This is a genomic window from Psychrosphaera haliotis, from assembly GCF_039523615.1.
GTDB classification, from domain to species: domain Bacteria; phylum Pseudomonadota; class Gammaproteobacteria; order Enterobacterales; family Alteromonadaceae; genus Psychrosphaera; species Psychrosphaera haliotis.
This window is the reverse complement of record NZ_BAAAFQ010000001.1, coordinates 17,841-35,121: the sequence shown is the minus strand read 5'-3', so window position 1 is coordinate 35,121 and position 17,281 is coordinate 17,841. Positions and strand designations below refer to the sequence as shown.

Here is a 17,281-nt window from a genome sequence, read left to right as displayed (position 1 = left end):
AAAGTGCCTTAATTGTATGTATATAAAGAAAAATAACATTGTCATCTTAGTCTCTGCGTTAATTGCTCTTGCGGGTTGTAGCTCTACACCAATCGCTTCAAATGATACGGAAATGGTAGTTAGTGCCCCTAACCTTAATAACGCAAACCGCCCGAGCAAAATAGCAAGCCCTAGTGAAGTTGTAGACGCATTAACGCTGGCGGCACTGCAACCAGAAGTAGGTTCTATTGATTTAGACGAAGAGCCTATGGAGTTTGATGATGTTTGGAACCGAATCAGCTACCAACTTTCCATTGAAATTCCGCAAAATAGACAAGTAGTCACCGAACGCAACTGGTATGCAAAACACCCGAGCTATATAACTCGCGTTGCTAAACGAGCAGAACCATTTCTTCATTTTATTGTCGAAGAAATAGAAAAAAGAGAAATGCCAATAGAGCTTGCGTTACTTCCAATTGTTGAAAGTGCTTTTGACCCTTTTGCATACTCTCATGGTAGAGCATCAGGTTTATGGCAATTCATCCCTGGCACTGGTAATCGCTTTAAGTTAAAACAAACTTGGTGGTACGACGGACGCCGTGACGTTGCAGCTTCAACAAGAGCCGCTTTAGACTATTTGTCCTTTTTACATAAGACACTAGATGGTGATTGGCTAAATGCTATTGCAGCTTACAACTCCGGTGAAGGTCGAGTTTTAAGAGCAATTAAACGAAACCGAAAAAGGCATTTACCGACTGACTTCTGGTCACTTGATTTACCAAGAGAAACGTCTGCATATGTCCCTAAGCTATTGGCACTATCTGATCTATTAAAACGTTCTGAAGAATTTAAGGTGAGTTGGTATCCAATTGCTAATGAGCCTGCTATTTCAGTAATAGATGCTAAAAAGCAAATCGACATTGCTAAAGCTGCAGAGCTAGCAGATATGGAACTTAACGAGCTTCATAAAATGAACCCGGGCTACAATCAATGGGCTACCGACCCAAATGGTCCACATAAGTTCATCGTACCAATCGATAAGGCAGAGAGCTTTAAAGCGAATTTAAATGCATTAAGTGACTCTGAGCGCATGGCTTGGACTCGGTACGTAGTGAAATCTGGTGACACGTTAGGCGGCATTGCTGCAAAACACAAAGTATCTATAGCCGCGTTAAGAGATATAAATAAGATAAAAGGTAATATGATTAGAGTTAAACAAGCTCTAATGGTACCAACCTCGTCACAAGCTATTGATAATTATAAGTTAACAGCTGACAATAGATTAGTTAAAACCCAGAATAAAAAGCGTGGTTCTAGCACCAAAGAAACTTATATTGTAAAAAGCGGTGATACGCTATGGGACATAAGTAAAGCCTATAAGGTTAACTTAAGAAGCCTTGCTAAATGGAACGGCATGGCACCAACAGACCCGCTTAAGCCAGGTAAAAAATTAGCGATATGGACTAAAACGCCTACCTCAGAAAAACAAAACGGCGTAGTTCGAAAAGTAACTTATAAAGTCCGAAATGGCGACTCATTAGCTCGAATTGCTCAAAAATTTAAAGTTAATGTGACAGACATTGCAAAATGGAACAAATTGGATACTAAAAAGTACTTGCAGCCTGGTCAGGCCCTCAAATTATTTGTTGACGTTACAAGAAGTTAAACTAAGTTTAAACCGGCTCTACCCATTGTAGGGTCTGTTTCCTGAGGAGTTAGTATTGAAATATTTATTTATTTTTGTTGTTCTTTTAAACTCAATAGCAGCATTGGCTGAAGATAAAAGTTCTAATGGCTTTCTTCTAGAAGGTAAGTTGGTTGTTATCGACCCCTACAAGAAAACACACGAAAAAAATATGCCAATGGGGATTTCTGATGATGGTAATTTGCAGAAGTTCACTATTGGAGAGAATCAATACAAAGTACCAGGCAAACCAGAGAAGTACAGCATTGCAATTTTACTGCAAGACAATAACTTTGTATGGGTTCAAGAGTTCCACAGCAAACCACTAAAGTCGTTTACATGGCAACTTGGTGAACATAAAATTTCACTTTATAAAGAAATATTAAGAAAACCAGTAAAGGGTGACTACATCCTGTCGATTGATGACAAAGACTACTTTTTTAACAACCGCTTGGCCCAAATAACCTTCATATTTAACGATGAAGGCATAGAAAGTTTTGATGTTAGCGGAATGGTCGCAAGTTTAGGACTTAATAGAGCTAAAGATAAGTGTGAACAACCCTCTGATGGCAGCGAATCGGATACTAGCGATGAAGAAGAAAAAGACTCTGAAGAGACTAAATGTAAACCTCCTGAGTCTTAATGCTCTGACAGTATCCGTATTAATTTAGAAATCATATAAATATAAATTTTTTCCGAGCAAATGTAGGTGAGTTAATAACTCTTTTATTTACTCACCAAACTCATGATTCACAATATCAGCAATATGCCTCAAGCGTTGAGCAGCCAATCCGTTTACTGTATCCCTAGGATAACGACCTCGAGACGACATTACGCCAGCTTGTTTACCCGTTAATATAGTAATAGCATCATCAACGTTCTCAACAGCATATATTGCAAAGGTTCCCGCTTTAACCGCTGACTGAACCGACTCCGATAACACTAAATTAATACAATTCGTCTTGGGGATAATAACGCCTTGGTCTCCCGTTAAACCTCGGGCTTCACACAGCTTAAAAAAGCCCTCAATCTTTTCGTTTACGCCACCTATGGACTGGACTTGCCCGTGCTGGTTTATCGAACCGGTAATAGCAATCCCTTGATTTAATGGAATTTGAGTTATCGCAGATAATAAGGTGCACACTTCACCTAAGCTGGCACTGTCTCCGTCAATATGGCCGTAACTCTGTTCTAAGGCTATATTTGCTGAAAACGAGAGAGCAAAACCCTGCGCGTATTTATTACCAAGGTATCCGCTTAGTAGCATCACGCCTTTTGAGTGTATTGCTTTGCCAAGCTCTACTTCTCTCTCAATATCAACAACACCCGTAGAGCCTGCGTACACAGTGGCCGATATACGAGCCGGCGTACCAAAAACAGTATCACCAATTTCTAAAACCGTAAGTCCATTTAACTTACCCACTTGAAAACCATCGGTGTCTATTAAAATCTGCCCTTCTTGAATATCTTCTAAAAATGATTCACTGATTTGGCCAGAACGAATGACTTTAGCGTCTAATGCTTGCGTAACATGTTCTTTATCTATAACTAAAGTTGACGATACATTTGACTCAAATTCGCTTTTGTTTATCGCTTTACGAGCAAAAAACTGAGCTTCACCTATTAACTCAAGTACATCTGCAAACCTAGCCGATAGTTTATGTTGGTGCTCCGCCTGACGGAAGCTGAAATGCAATAACTGCTCAACAGCGCTGGCGGTTAAAACCATTTCGTGATCATGAGCAAACATTTTTATTTTTTGAATAAAGCTATACAAAGCTTTATCGTTTAGCGCGATATAGTGTTCAAAGTCCGCCAATACTCTAAAAAGTTCATTAAACTCGTTATCATATTCTTGCATTAAATAATAAAGCTCTCGACTTCCCATTAATATTATCTTTATATCTAATGGAATAGGTTGCGGGTTTAAACTCGAAGCGTTAACAATATTAGCTTCACCTGCAGGTGATTCCATTTTAATTTCATGGCTTTTAAGGGCGAGCTTTAACGCTTCCCAAACAGCAGGTTGGTGAATTAACTTGTCCGCTTCAATAAGTAAATATCCGCCGTTTGCTTTGTGTAATGCCCCCGCTCTAACCATTTGGTAACTTGTATAAACCGAACCTTGCACTGAGCTGTATTCAATTTTTCCAAATACATTTTGAAACGTAGGGTTAGCTTCGTAAATAATAGGGGCGCCATTGTGTGGCTCTTGTTTTGTAATACTGTTTGGTAAAAGCTGCTCTTCTAATACTTTTTTAACATCAATTTCATCACGATCTTTGTCTTGCTCAGTTTCAGCTTCTGACGACAAATACTCTTCAATTATTTCCACCAAAGTTTCACGCATGTCTCGCACAAACTTTACAACACCAATCTCAGCGGCGTACTTATGCTCCACGTCTTTTAAAATCGGTTTAAGCGCATTTTCTATCGTTTGTTTTGTTAATGTACGCCTAGCTTCAAACATTTCTCGCTTCCATTGCGGTAGCTCTAGTAATGTCTCAGATAAGACGTTTTCTAAATCATCAATTACTTTGTAAAATTGAAGCTTTGTAGTTTCTTCTAGCTGGCTAAACTCAGTATCATTTAGTGGTTTTTCATTGACTACCGGAGCAAAACTGACTGTGCCCTTTTCTTCAAAAAGCAGTACGTTTTGTGCCTGCGCTTTTTGCTCAACAAAATCAATTGCGTCTTGATACTTTTTATTAAAATGCTTGTCGATGTTACGCCATTTACGTTGAAAAGATGGGTTATCAAAGGCTGCCGGGAACGTGTCTAAAATAACATCAATCAGTGTTTCAATTTCGGTTTTGAGCTTTTTACCATCACCGGGAGATAAACGAATAACACTAGGTGAGCGATTATCCTCGAAGTTATTTACGTAACACCACTCACTTGGCGTTTGTTTGTCTTTTGCTACGGTTTTAATGTGATCATTTATAAGCGTGTGTCGACCTGTTGCAGGTTCGCCCATCACAAATAAATTGTAGCCTTTCATGGACATGTCTAAACCAAATTCTAACGCTTGTTTAGCTCGTTCTTGGCCTATAAAGTTAACTTCAGCGTTTATATCAGACGCTAATATCTTATTTATTTTATCGCTTTCAAAGCTAGGAGAAAGCGAATCAGCTGCTAAACGAAACGTTTTATTTTTGATCATAAATCCAATTATTTTATAAATACTTTTAATACCTTAAGTCTATATGGAAATCCCAAAAAACGCATTGCTTAATTAACATCAAAAATAATTGCCGAAGCGTCTATAATTTCCACTAAGTTGCTTGTTGCTTGTTGCTGAATTAGTTATCCTTAGCGACTAATTTTTAAAATAATTTCATAGTGTTTTGAAGCGTTTAAAAAAGCTTCAAAGTTACTTTCGTAACATAGCCTTTTATTAAGGCCATTGCGTTTACCTTTTACTGAGAGCAGTCCATGCAAGCTGAATATAACCACCGCGACATTGAGCAAAAAGTTCAAAAACTTTGGCAAGAGAATCAAACATTTAAAGTTACTGAAGATAGCGATAAAGAGAAGTTTTATTGTTTATCAATGTTGCCATATCCAAGTGGTCGTCTGCATATGGGACACGTAAGAAACTACACCATTGGTGATGTAATTTCTCGTTTCCAGCGCCTTCAAGGCAAAAATGTAATGCAGCCAATGGGTTGGGATGCATTTGGTTTACCAGCTGAGAATGCTGCCATTAATAATAAAACGGCACCAGCAAAGTGGACCTACGAAAACATTGATTACATGAAAAACCAATTAACTAGTCTTGGTTTTGGTTATGACTGGGATAGAGAGTTCGCAACCTGTACCCCAGAGTATTACCGCTGGGAACAATGGTTTTTCACTAAATTGTACGAAAAAGGCCTAGTGTATAAAAAAACGGCAACCGTTAACTGGGATCCAGTTGACCAAACGGTACTTGCAAATGAGCAAGTTATTGACGGTCGTGGTTGGCGTTCAGGTGCCCTAGTAGAACAAAAAGAAATCCCACAATGGTTCATCAAGATCACTGACTACGCTGAAGAGTTAATTAGTGACTTAGATGCGCTAGAAGGTTGGCCAGAACAAGTAAAAGCGATGCAAAAAAACTGGATAGGTCGCTCGGAAGGTGCAGAAGTATCTTTTAAAGTTGACGGTTCAGAGAGCAAAATTGAAGTTTATACTACTCGCCCAGACACTTTGTATGGTGTCACTTACCTTGCTGTTGCAGCTCAACATCCTATGGCTTTAGAAGCCGCTAAAACAAATAGCAAGCTAGCTGAATTTGTAGAAGAGTGTAAGAGCCAGTCAGTGGCTGAAGCCGACATGGCAACGATGGATAAACTTGGCGTTGATACGGGTATTCGCGCGGTACATCCATTAACAGGTGAAATCGTGCCTGTATGGGCAGCTAACTTTGTATTAATGAACTACGGTACAGGTGCGGTAATGTCTGTTCCTGGTCATGACCAACGTGACTGGGAATTTGCTACTAAGTATAACTTACCAATCCAACAAGTTATTGCACCAATTGATCAAGACCATGTAGCAAACTTAAAGGAATCTGCGTTTACAGAGCGCGGGTCACTCATCAACTCTGGCGAATTTGACGGATTAGAGTTTGATGCAGCTTTTGAAAAAATTGTTGCCTTGTTAGAAAAAAATGGTGCGGGCAAGAAAACGGTTAATTATCGCTTACGTGACTGGGGCGTTTCTCGTCAACGTTATTGGGGAGCTCCAATTCCTATGGCTACATTGGAAGATGGCACATCAGTTCCTGTTCCAGAGCAAGATCTTCCAGTTGTATTGCCTGAAGATGTTGTTATGGATGGCGCTGCTTCACCTATTAAGTCAGATCCTGAATGGGCTAAAACAGTAATAAATGGCATGCCTGCTACACGTGAAACCGATACATTTGATACCTTTATGGAATCGTCTTGGTACTACGCACGTTACTGCTCACCTCAGTCTGATGATCAAATGTTAGACCCTACTCAGGCTAATTACTGGTTACCAGTGGATCAATATATTGGTGGTATTGAACACGCTATTCTTCATCTTTTATACGCACGTTTTTTCCATAAGTTAATGCGTGATGTAGGCCTCGTTGAGTCTGATGAGCCGTTTAAGAAGTTATTATGTCAGGGAATGGTATTAGCAGAAACATATTACCGTGAAGACAGCAATGGCGGTAAAGTTTGGTTCTCGCCTACCGATATTGACGTTGAGCGTGACGACAAAGGCCGCGTAACAAAAGCATGGCATAGAGAAGACGGCCAGCCTGTTATCTCTTCTGGCATGTCAAAAATGTCTAAGTCTAAGAACAACGGTATTGACCCAGAGTCTGTAATCCAAACATTGGGAGCTGATACTGTTCGTTTATTTATGATGTTTACTGCCCCTCCTGAGCAAACATTAGAATGGTCTGACTCTGGCGTTGATGGCGCACATCGTTTCATTAAACGTGTATGGAAACTAACGCAAGACGTGATTGATGGCGGTCTTGTTAAAGAATTCTCTGTCACTGAATTGAATAGCGACCAAAAATCATTGCGTAGAGAGTTGCACAAAACAATTGCAAAAGTCACCGATGACTTGGATCGCAGAAATACATTCAATACGGCCATTGCCGCTATTATGGAATTAACGAATAAGCTTAACAAAGCGCCGTTAGTTACAGATTTAGACAAAGCCGTAATGTATGAAGCAGTCAAAGCAGTTGTCATTATGCTAACGCCAATAACGCCTCACGTTTGTCACGAACTTTGGGCATCGCTTGGCAACGGTGATAACGTTGAACAAGCTCAGTGGCCAGTAGCCGATGAATCTGCAATGGTTGAAGATGAAAAGTTAATTGTTATTCAAGTTAACGGCAAGGTTCGTTCAAAAATTACTGTGGCTGCTGATGCAACAGAAGACTTCATCAAAACCGCAGGTCAAGAAGAAGAGAATGTTAAGAAATTCACAGACGGCAAGACAATTCGTAAAGTAATTTTTGTAAAAGGTAAATTACTTAACATTGTTGCCAATTAATCATTAGTTAGAAAGAAGGCGTTCAGATTACTGTCGCCTTCTCCTCTTACTTAGTGAGTGTTTGTGTAAGCTAATTAAACAAAATATGTAATGGACTGTTATGAAATTTAAGCTATTTTCTCTACTTTTAGTGTCGTCTTTGATTACAGCTTGTGGATTTAAGCTTAAAGGTCAATATTACCTGCCCGACTCTCTTAAATCGATATATGTAACTTCCGACAAGCGTTTTAGTCCGCTTCGCACCCAACTTGAAAAGCGATTAAGACAAAACCAAGTCGTTATTTTAGATTCATTGAGTGACAATAAAGCTCAATTAAATGTGCTACCAGAATCATTTCAACGACGCACATTATCTTTGTTTCCAAATGGCCAAGTTGCTGAATACGAACTTATATACCTTGCCAGTTATCAAGTAACCTTACCAAACAAAAAGCCTCAACGCTTTACAGTTGAGTTAAGTAGAGAGTTTCAAGACGATCCAAACAATGCGTTAGCGAAAGAAAGAGAGCGAGCTCTAATACTTTCAGAGTTAAGAGTTATTGCCAGTGATCGGATCTTATCTCAGCTTATAATGATTAAGTAAGAGCAGCGCCTTGTGAAGATATATGCGAATCAATTACCTCAAGAGTTAAAAAAAGGTTTAGCTAGTTGCTATCTAATTTTTGGAGACGAACCCTTTCAAACAAATGAGGCTAGAGATTTAATCAAGTCAAAAGCTAAACACCTCGGTTTTGAAGAGTTTATTCGCCTCGCTGATGATGACCAATTTGAATGGGATGATCTAATTGAACACACTCAATCAATGTCACTATTCTCAAGTACTAAATTAATTGAGCTTGAACTTACATCAAACAAAATCGGAAAAACTGGATCGGATACTTTAAAGCGAGTATCTGAAAGTCTAGGTGACGATACCGTATTAGTTATTTTTGGCTCAAAGTTAGAGGCTGCACAAACAAAATCAGCCTGGTTTAAGTCACTTTCTAGTGTTGGTTGTTATATTCCAATTTATGAAATAGAAGGCCCGCATTTGCAGCGTTGGTTACAACAACAATTGACGGTTAAAGGTTTAAACTTAACACCTGATGCTCAATCTTTTTTATTGGCCTTTACTGCAGGAAACCTGTTAGCCTGCTCCCAGGAGTTAGATAAACTAAAGTTATCTCATCCTAATTCACCAACGTTAACACTTGAAATATTAGAGCAACAGGTATCCGATCAATCGAGGTTTACGGTATTTCAGCTTACCGATGCAATTTGGGGTAATAAACCAGAGCAGTGTTTATCCATTTTAGGTCGACTCAAGCTAGAAGACTTTGAGCCTAATATTATCTTATGGTCTTTGGCCAAGGACTTGAACTTAATAGCTAAATTACAAAATGCGAAAATATTTTCAGAAAGCACTCAAGAGATTTTTGACTCTGCAAGAGTTTGGAAAAACAAACAAAACACTTACTTAAATGTTGCCCAAAGATTAAACCCTACTTTAGTTAATCAGGCGCTAAGTCAGTTATCTGATATTGATAAAGCGTTAAAGTTTTATGCTATTAACTGCCCTTATACGTTGTTTGCGCATATCTGCTTGCTGTTAAATGGCTATGAAACACTAAGCTCGTTTGAAATGCCGTTTAATAGTGAAATTGCATAACAATGGTACTTTTAAACAATCCCTTAGTCCTGTTATACGGAGGAACGTTTAACCCCATTCACTTTGGTCATATTAAGCCTGTTATTAGCCTTAAAAAAAGCATCTCGATAAAAGAACTCCTTTACATTCCTTGCCATATTCCGCCTCATAAAAAGGCGCCTAAGCTCAGTGCTACGCAAAGATTGAATATGACTGTAGATGCTATCAGAGAGACGAACTTCCCTTTCCCAGTAAAAGTGAGTGACTTTGAGTTGGGAAGCATAGAGCCATCTTACTCATTAAAAACAATCCTACATTTTAAAACTGTATATCCCGATAATGACCTTGGTTTTTTAATGGGGCTTGACTCGTTATTGAGCTTTACTCAATGGTATAAGTGGCAGGAAATATTAGAAAATTGTTACTTAGTTGTCATGACCAGGCCTGGATTCAATTTGAACGATTCAAACTTGGCACCAGAAATTACCGAGCAAATAGGTCGTCGAGTATTTACTATTAGTTGTGAAGATGTACCAGTGTCATCAACTATGATTAGAGAAGTGATTAATGGAAAAGCACCTATTGAAACTATTGAAGCGTTTTTGCCTGAGTCTACAAAACGCTATGTTATAGAGTGCTCTGAATAGCCCAGACACTACCCTTGTACTTCAAAAAGCTCACAAAAGGGAATTCGATAATAAAATCAAAACTTTAGTTAGATCGGTTTGTTAGCTGATTTAATTATTATTTAATAATTGGTTTTTGGTTTTCCAGTTATTGTTTATTCGGTTAATAAATTTGGATACGAGCTATGACCAGTGACTAATTTGTTCAACTTTACCATTCACAATCTGTATCTCCCCTTTTTTAGCGCTTAAGCCATCGGCACTGTAATTTAAGTCGAACATAACTGTAAATTTTAAGCCTGTTTTAACTGAAACACTCCAATCTGACATGGCGATAGACAACAACTGTAAATGATGCGTTTTACAATATTGCGTTCCAACAACTCTTGCTCGTTCAGCAATTTTTCTGCTCTGCCAAAACAAAGCAAAAACACCAGCCACCAGCATTAACAACCAAACAGTTTGTAAATCGAACACCTTAATCTCCAATAAAAAAGCGTGATTACAGTAACCACGCTTCTACTAAACATATTAATAAACTAAAGCAGGCTTACTAGCCTATCTTTGTTATACCACCCATATATGGAACTAGAGCAGCTGGAACCGTAATACTACCATCTTCATTTTGGTAGTTTTCAAGAACTGCTACTAATGTTCTACCAACCGCTAAACCTGAACCGTTTAATGTATGAACTAAGTCAGGTTTTTTAGCGCCTTTTGCACGGTAACGAGCTTGCATACGGCGAGACTGGAAATCCCCCATGCTGCTACACGAGGATATTTCGCGATAAGTATTTTGTGCCGGCAACCATACTTCTAAATCATAAGTCTTAGTGGCACCAAATCCCATGTCTCCAGTACAAAGTACTACTTTTCGGTATGGTAATTCTAATTTTTGAAGAATAGTTTCTGCATGACCCGTCAACTCTTCTAGTGCTTGCGCTGAATCTTCAGGTTTTACTATTTGAACTAACTCTACCTTGTCAAACTGGTGCTGACGAATTAGACCACGTGTATCTCGGCCATAAGAGCCAGCTTCAGAGCGGAAACATGGTGTATGGGCAGTTAATTTAACTGGCAACTCAGACTCATCATAAATTACATCTCTAGCGAAGTTTGTTAACGGTACTTCTGCTGTCGGTATTAATGATAATTTACGTGCATCTTGCTCGTCTAAATTATCAGACTGACCAGTTAATGGCTGAGTATGGAACAAGTCTTCCGCAAACTTTGGTAATTGACCTGTGCCCTGCAAGCTTTCATTGTTTACAAGATAAGGTACATAAGTTTCTGTATAACCATGCTCTTCTGTGTGTTGATCTAACATAAACTGAGATAATGCACGGTTCATGCGTGCTATTTTGCCACGCATTACGGTAAATCTTGCGCCGCTGAGTTTTGTGCCCATTGCAAAGTCTAAACCGTTTGCTAACGACTCGCCTAAATCAACATGATCTTTAGGTTCAAAATCAAACGATTTTGGCTCGCCCCATTTTAGTACTTCAACATTATCATCTTCCGATGCGCCACTTGGTACGTCATCAGCTGGTAAATTTGGAATTGCTAACGCGATGCTATCAATTTCATTAAGCAACACTTGTAACTCAGACTTAGCAGCGTCTAGTTTATCGCCTAAATCAGCAACACTATCTAAAAGTGGTTTAATATCTTCACCACGTGCTTTTGCTTGGCCAATATTTTTGGACTTTGCATTACGCTCATTTTGCAACTCTTGCGTTGCTGTCTGTAGGTTTTTACGTCGAGTTTCTAATTCCTCTAAACGCGCTACATCTAACTTAAAACCACGAGTAGCCAAACGGGCTGCTGTTTCTTGAATTTCATTTCTGAGAAACTTTGGATCTAACATGTCTTTATTTTACCTATTTATAAATTCTAATATTCAAATTCGTTTATTTTGACGCGACTATCTGCATACCTATCCACGCGGCTGCAATACATACAAAAACATTAAGCATTATATTGAGCACAGCCTTTTGCCAAAAGCCTTGTTGCAACAATAATAATGTATCTAGTGAAAACGTTGAGAACGTTGTAAAAGCACCAAATAAGCCGATACTCAAAAATGAGCGCCAAGCAATATCCGAAACTATACCATGTTCTAAAAGGCTAAATAAGAGCCCCATAAAAAATGATCCAATCACATTCACAACTAATGTGCCGTACGGAAAACCTTTCCCTAGCCAACCCATTACAAGTCCGTTTATACCGAAGCGCATTGACGCGCCAATTGCTCCACCAATGGCAACAAAAACAATATTATGCATACACTAATCAAGCTCCCTCTTATTGTTAGATGCAGCATCTAGAGACTTCAAATAATCTAGTTTCTCAGATATTTTTTGTTCTAAACCACGATTAGTCGGTTGATATAGTTCTACGCCGGCTAATTCCTCTGGTAAATACGTCTCACCCGCAGCATATGCATTGTCTTCATCATGTGCGTATCGGTAGCTATCCCCTTTGCCCATATTCTTCATTAAATCAGTAGGCGCATTCACCAAATGATTTGGCACAGCAACATTACCTGACTCTTTGGCTAGTGCTTTGGCCGCTTTAAACGCGACGTAGGTTGCATTGCTTTTAGCGGCTGTCGCCATAAATATGGCTGCCTGCGCGATGGCGCGTTCACCTTCTGCAGGGCCAACACGATGATATACATCCCAGGCATTAAGTCCTATTTGCAATGCTCTAGGGTCTGCATTACCAATATCTTCTGACGCGATGGCAAGTAAACGTCTGGCAACATATAGTGGATCTCCTCCACCAGCTAATATTCTAGCGTACCAATACAAAGCACCATCTGGGTTAGAACCGCGAACCGACTTATGAAAGGCACTTATTAAATCGTAAAAATGATCACCGCCCTTATCAAACGTCGCCATTTGGTTACCGGTAGCTTGCTCAATAATTTCTGCTGTAATAACACCATCATTTTCAACAAGGTCCGCTGATATTTCCAAGAAATTTAACAGTCTTCGGCCATCTCCGCTGCACAGGTTAATAAGCAACTTTCTATTTTCAGGCGTGACGTGTAGGTTTAACTTTCCTAAACCTTTGTCCTTATCTTTTAAAGCTCTGTCAATTAACAACTGTAAGTCGTCTTCTTCGATATGCTTTAATACATAGACTCTCGCTCTAGACAAAATAGCGTTATTAAGTTCAAACGAAGGATTTTCAGTTGTGGCACCAATAAAAGTAACGGTACCATCTTCAATATAGGGTAAAAACGCATCTTGCTGACTTTTATTAAAGCGATGAACTTCATCAACAAACAAGACAGTTTTTTTACCGCTTTGCTGTCGCCTGTGTTCAGCGCGCTCAATGGTCATACGAATATCTTTAACACCAGCACTGATCGCAGACAGTTTTTCTACATCGGCGTTGGCGGCTTTAGCAATTATCTCTGCTAGTGTCGTTTTGCCAGTACCTGGAGGTCCCCACAATATCATTGAGTGGCAATGACCTGCTTCAACCATTTTCCAAATGGCTTTACCCTCAGAGACTAAATGGCGTTGCCCTACATATTCTGTCAAATTGGTTGGACGTAACCGCGACGCTAAAGGACCATGATTTTGGTTCATTGCAACGCCGTTGTCAGTGTCTATGTCAAAGCCTAGTGAATTTTGTCCGCTCACAACGTTACCTTCTAATAAGGGTACTGATTTTAACTAAAGTGACTAACCCAAGTTTAATATGAAACATTACCGTCAATAACCTCAGCTTTTGAACGTTGATCATCAACATCAATGCCCGCTGGCATCTCAAATTCAAACATGTCTTCCTGCGGTTTAAATTTAGATTGATTACTCAAAGTATATTCACTCACTTGCTGACTTCGACTTGTAATGACTATTTTCTCTAAATCATTATCGATAATTGTAAGCGTAAGCTTGATAACTTGTGCCTGTGATAAATCTACCGGCGTTATCACGTAAATATTGTTTTCTTTGCTAATGCTGAACTGCTTCCAAATTGAAGGGTCTTTAGAAACTAATAATGCAAAAGGTGTTTGTGTTACGGCTTGTTGAACGTCAAATATACTAACTTGCTCAACAAAAGGGTTATACCACCACACATATTGTCCATTAGATATAAGCAGTTCTTCTTCTGGTGCGGTTACTTCCCAAATGAACTTTCCTGGCTGTTTAAAAACTAACTTACCATCGGCTTGATGGATAATATTTGCCTCAATGTCCGTAACTACTTGCTTAAAGTTTGCTTGATAACCATCAAACACGTTTAATTTATTTTGTAGCTCTAATGATGCAGCTGAAACTTCATTTACAGCTTGGGTCGTATCGTTGGTATTTGCGTATACCGCATTACCAAAACTCATGGCCACAATCATTGTTGCCGCCCCGATTATTCTAATCATTTATAGTAATTCCTGTTGGTCTTCGCCTTTCACTGGCGGTGGCGCTAATACTTCACGAGTACCATTATTGGCTGCTCGACTGACAATGCCCATTGATTCCATTTGCTCTACAATTCGTGCAGAGCGGTTATAGCCAATTCTTAACTTTCTTTGAATACTAGAAATAGATACCTTGCGAGTTTCGGTAACAAAAGCAACGGCTTCATCAAATACAGGATCCGCTTCTTCACCTTCAGCCATTTCAGCCGCTTCGCCTGGCAACATGTTCTCGTCTGTCATCTCACCTTCTAGTATTTCTTTTATGTAGTTTGGTTTTGCTTTTGATTTCCAGTCATTAACAACGGCGTGAACCTCATGATCATCCACAAATGCTCCGTGTACCCTTGTTGGAACTCCTGAACCTGGCGGTAAGTACAACATGTCACCCATACCTAAAAGATTCTCGGCCCCTTGCTGATCCAAAATAGTACGAGAGTCAATTTTCGAAGATACTTGGAACGCCATTCTTGTTGGTATATTCGCCTTTATAAGACCTGTAATAACATCAACTGATGGTCTTTGTGTCGCCAATACTAAATGTATTCCCGCCGCCCTCGCCTTTTGCGCGATTCTCGCAATTAACTCTTCTACTTTTTTGCCAACAATCATCATCATGTCAGCAAACTCATCAATCACTACAACGATGGCTGGTAATCTATCTAGTTCCGGAGGCATCTCAAGCATGTTGTCCGTGCTGCGCCACAATGGATCTCTAATTGGCTTACCATCTTGTCTAGCTTGATCTATTTTTGCGTTATAGCCTTTAAGGTTTCTTACCCCTAACGACGACATTAGTTTGTATCGACGTTCCATTTCGCCTACACACCATCTCAATGCATTAGCGGCTTCTTTCATATCAGTAACAACTTCTGATAATAAGTGTGGGATTCCTTCGTAGACAGAAAGTTCCAGCATTTTTGGATCTATCATGATTAAACGAACTTCTTCCGGCGTTGATTTATAAAGCAAACTTAAAATCATAGTGTTCACACCAACAGACTTACCTGAGCCGGTTGTACCTGCTACTAACAAGTGAGGCATTTTTGCTAAATCAACAACAACTGCCTTGCCACCTATGTCTTTTCCAAGAACCATAGTTAATGGTGAAGATGCCTTATCAAATACATCACTGCTCATTACCTCAGACAGCCTAACTATCTGACGATGCTTGTTTGGTATCTCTAAACCGATATATGACTTACCAGGAATAACTTCAACTACTCGAACACTCATTGCCGATAAAGAACGAGCCAAATCTTTAGAAAGACCTGAAATTTTGCTCACCTTAATGCCTGGCGCTAAATCAAGTTCGAACCTTGTAATAACAGGGCCAGGATAAACACCTACAACTTCTGCTTGTATGTTGAAGTCCAATAATTTTGCTTCAACAAGTCGCGACACAGCTTCAAGCTCTTCTTGTGAAACTGGATTTTCCACTTTGTCTGGGCGATCTAATAATTCCAGCGAAGGCAAAGTAATTGGTGGTTTCTCTTCTTGAGGTGGTGGAACTATAACACCAGCAGTTTGTTGAGATGCATTCGTATCACGTACTGGCGTATCATTATGTGTCTGCATTCCTTCTAGTGCGCCCAATATATCATCGTCCGACAAATCATCATCAATAGAGCTATAGCTCATTGGTGTGTCTATGCCTTCAATATCAGAGCTTTCAATATCATCATCTGCTTTGCTTGCTGACATAGGCTCATCACCAAATTCAAAAGGCATATCATCATCAAATGAAACGTCCTTTCGCTGATTGTCGGTGTTATCTGTTCGCTCTGCTGTTGGTGCAGGCTTAGATGATTTATCAAACACCTTCTTTAACATGTTAGGTATTGATTTAGAGGTGGAAGATAGTGTTGATTCAGGCACTACCTCACTTTGTTGAGATGTAATCTCCGCTCTCGAATTTGATGCTGTCGATAAATTTGGCTGAGAGTCTTGTTTCGAACTCTTTTGCGCTGTGGTTTGGTGCTCTTCTGAGTGCTTATTGGCAGAGTCTGCTGCTGAGAAAAAATTAGCTAATAGAGAGTCATCACGTTTTTTGTCTAACGGATCTGCTTTAGTGGCCGTGGCCGTGGTAGTGGTAGTGGTAGCATCATCAATCTGATTATTATCTGAGTTTGTAGATACTTTAGATTGCAGCTCTGCAGAGTCATTGTTTGTTCTTGTGTTTGTTCTTGTGTTTGTTCTTGTGTTTGCTGCTTGGTCTGTTAAACCCAACATGGACTTAGCAAGTGCAAGCGCTTTTTCACCGCCTAACCAACTATATTTGCCAATTCCGTCGATAACTTGAAGCCACGAAATGCCAGTCATTAGCGTAAAGCCGACCATTACGGCAACTAAAAACAGTAATGTTGCCCCAGTGAAGCCAAGTAATGGAGAAAGTAAGAATGAAATTACATCGCCAATAATACCGCCTGATGAGTAGTAATACACATCGTCAAAGTTCATGCTACAGATGGCTGAGAAACCGACAATAAACAGTACAAAGCCAATTAGCCTTAAACCTAACGCTAAATAGTCAACTTCCACCAAGTCGTGAAACTTACGGAAAAATAACCAACCGATCACCGACAATATTACCGGAACAAAAAACGCTAACCAACCAAAGGTAAACAGCAAAATATCTGAAAGCCACGCACCAAATGCGCCACCAGCGTTTTTAATAAATTCGTAATTACCGGTTTTTGTCCAACTTGGGTCAGCCGGGTCATAGGAAAACAAGGTAATTAAAATATAGATGGAAATTGCACCCATCACGATAAGGCCAACTTCTAAAAGGCGTTGAAATCCATTCAAAAAAGACGGTTGTTGGTCAGTCAAAACTTACTTCTCCAGGCTCTTTGTTATTATTGAAAAGTGTTATTGATAAGAGCCTGTCTAATCTATCAAATTATTCA

At 39.5% G+C, this 17,281-nt stretch carries 13 protein-coding genes; 6 read left to right on the top strand and 7 right to left on the bottom strand.

Annotated elements, in window-relative coordinates; genetic code table 11:
• The first annotated feature begins 16 nt into the window (after positions 1–16).
• Entirely contained in the window at positions 17–1,645 is a 1,629-nt protein-coding gene (locus ABD009_RS00160; RefSeq protein ID WP_343821826.1) for a LysM peptidoglycan-binding domain-containing protein, read from the top strand.
• A gap of 55 nt (positions 1,646–1,700) precedes the next feature.
• Entirely contained in the window at positions 1,701–2,306 is a 606-nt protein-coding gene (locus tag ABD009_RS00155) for a hypothetical protein (RefSeq protein WP_343821825.1), read from the top strand.
• A gap of 87 nt (positions 2,307–2,393) precedes the next feature.
• Here the strand turns inward: ABD009_RS00155 and ABD009_RS00150 are convergent, their stop codons facing one another.
• Entirely contained in the window at positions 2,394–4,826 is a 2,433-nt protein-coding gene (locus tag ABD009_RS00150; RefSeq protein WP_343821823.1) for a Lon protease family protein, read from the bottom strand.
• Between the two features lie 272 nt (positions 4,827–5,098).
• Between ABD009_RS00150 and leuS the strand changes: the two genes are divergently transcribed.
• From leuS to nadD, 4 genes are all read left to right on the top strand, one after another.
• On the top strand, positions 5,099–7,687 hold the full coding sequence (gene leuS, locus ABD009_RS00145) for a leucine--tRNA ligase (protein ID WP_343821821.1): 2,589 nt from the start codon (positions 5,099–5,101) through the stop codon (positions 7,685–7,687).
• Between the two features lie 100 nt (positions 7,688–7,787).
• Positions 7,788–8,270 carry an LPS-assembly lipoprotein LptE gene (locus ABD009_RS00140; protein ID WP_343821818.1) on the top strand — a complete coding sequence of 161 codons (483 nt, stop codon included), beginning with the start codon at positions 7,788–7,790 and terminating at the stop codon, positions 8,268–8,270.
• Positions 8,271–8,282: 12 nt separating this feature from the next.
• Entirely contained in the window at positions 8,283–9,335 is a 1,053-nt protein-coding gene (gene holA, locus ABD009_RS00135; protein ID WP_343821815.1) for a DNA polymerase III subunit delta, read from the top strand.
• Positions 9,336–9,337: 2 nt separating this feature from the next.
• Positions 9,338–9,961, top strand: a complete 624-nt coding sequence (gene nadD / locus ABD009_RS00130; RefSeq protein WP_343821812.1) for a nicotinate (nicotinamide) nucleotide adenylyltransferase — start codon at positions 9,338–9,340, stop codon at positions 9,959–9,961.
• Positions 9,962–10,123: 162 nt separating this feature from the next.
• Here nadD and ABD009_RS00125 read toward each other — a convergent pair whose 3' ends face one another.
• From ABD009_RS00125 to ABD009_RS00100, 6 genes are all read right to left on the bottom strand, one after another.
• On the bottom strand, positions 10,124–10,417 hold the full coding sequence (locus tag ABD009_RS00125) for a DUF3301 domain-containing protein (RefSeq protein WP_155693561.1): 294 nt from the start codon (positions 10,415–10,417) through the stop codon (positions 10,124–10,126).
• 76 nt (positions 10,418–10,493) lie between these two features.
• Positions 10,494–11,807 carry a serine--tRNA ligase gene (gene serS / locus ABD009_RS00120; protein WP_343821809.1) on the bottom strand — a complete coding sequence of 438 codons (1,314 nt, stop codon included), beginning with the start codon at positions 11,805–11,807 and terminating at the stop codon, positions 10,494–10,496.
• Positions 11,808–11,850: 43 nt separating this feature from the next.
• A complete protein-coding gene (crcB, locus tag ABD009_RS00115; RefSeq protein ID WP_155693564.1) occupies positions 11,851–12,225 on the bottom strand; it encodes a fluoride efflux transporter CrcB in 375 nt (124 codons plus the stop codon).
• Between the two features lie 3 nt (positions 12,226–12,228).
• Complete coding sequence (locus tag ABD009_RS00110) at positions 12,229–13,542, bottom strand: replication-associated recombination protein A (protein WP_343822428.1); 1,314 nt, start codon at positions 13,540–13,542, stop codon at positions 12,229–12,231.
• A gap of 107 nt (positions 13,543–13,649) precedes the next feature.
• Entirely contained in the window at positions 13,650–14,336 is a 687-nt protein-coding gene (gene lolA / locus ABD009_RS00105) for an outer membrane lipoprotein periplasmic chaperone LolA (protein ID WP_343821806.1), read from the bottom strand.
• Positions 14,337–17,204 (bottom strand): DNA translocase FtsK, encoded by a 2,868-nt coding sequence (locus ABD009_RS00100; protein ID WP_343821803.1) that lies wholly within the window; start codon positions 17,202–17,204, stop codon positions 14,337–14,339. It lies immediately after the preceding gene.
• Between the last annotated feature and the right edge of the window lie 77 nt (positions 17,205–17,281).

What these genes read in the sequence shown, in the direction of transcription:
- serS (WP_343821809.1), bottom strand. Translation starts at nt 11,807, where the DNA reads ATGTTAGATCCAAAGTTTCTCAGAAATGAAATTCAAGAAACAGCAGCC.
- ABD009_RS00140 (WP_343821818.1), top strand. Translation starts at nt 7,788, where the DNA reads ATGAAATTTAAGCTATTTTCTCTACTTTTAGTGTCGTCTTTGATTACA.
- lolA (WP_343821806.1), bottom strand. Translation starts at nt 14,336, where the DNA reads ATGATTAGAATAATCGGGGCGGCAACAATGATTGTGGCCATGAGTTTT.
- ABD009_RS00160 (WP_343821826.1), top strand. Translation starts at nt 17, where the DNA reads ATGTATATAAAGAAAAATAACATTGTCATCTTAGTCTCTGCGTTAATT.
- ABD009_RS00110 (WP_343822428.1), bottom strand. Translation starts at nt 13,542, where the DNA reads ATGAACCAAAATCATGGTCCTTTAGCGTCGCGGTTACGTCCAACCAAT.
- leuS (WP_343821821.1), top strand. Translation starts at nt 5,099, where the DNA reads ATGCAAGCTGAATATAACCACCGCGACATTGAGCAAAAAGTTCAAAAA.
- crcB (WP_155693564.1), bottom strand. Translation starts at nt 12,225, where the DNA reads ATGCATAATATTGTTTTTGTTGCCATTGGTGGAGCAATTGGCGCGTCA.
- ABD009_RS00150 (WP_343821823.1), bottom strand. Translation starts at nt 4,826, where the DNA reads ATGATCAAAAATAAAACGTTTCGTTTAGCAGCTGATTCGCTTTCTCCT.
- nadD (WP_343821812.1), top strand. Translation starts at nt 9,338, where the DNA reads ATGGTACTTTTAAACAATCCCTTAGTCCTGTTATACGGAGGAACGTTT.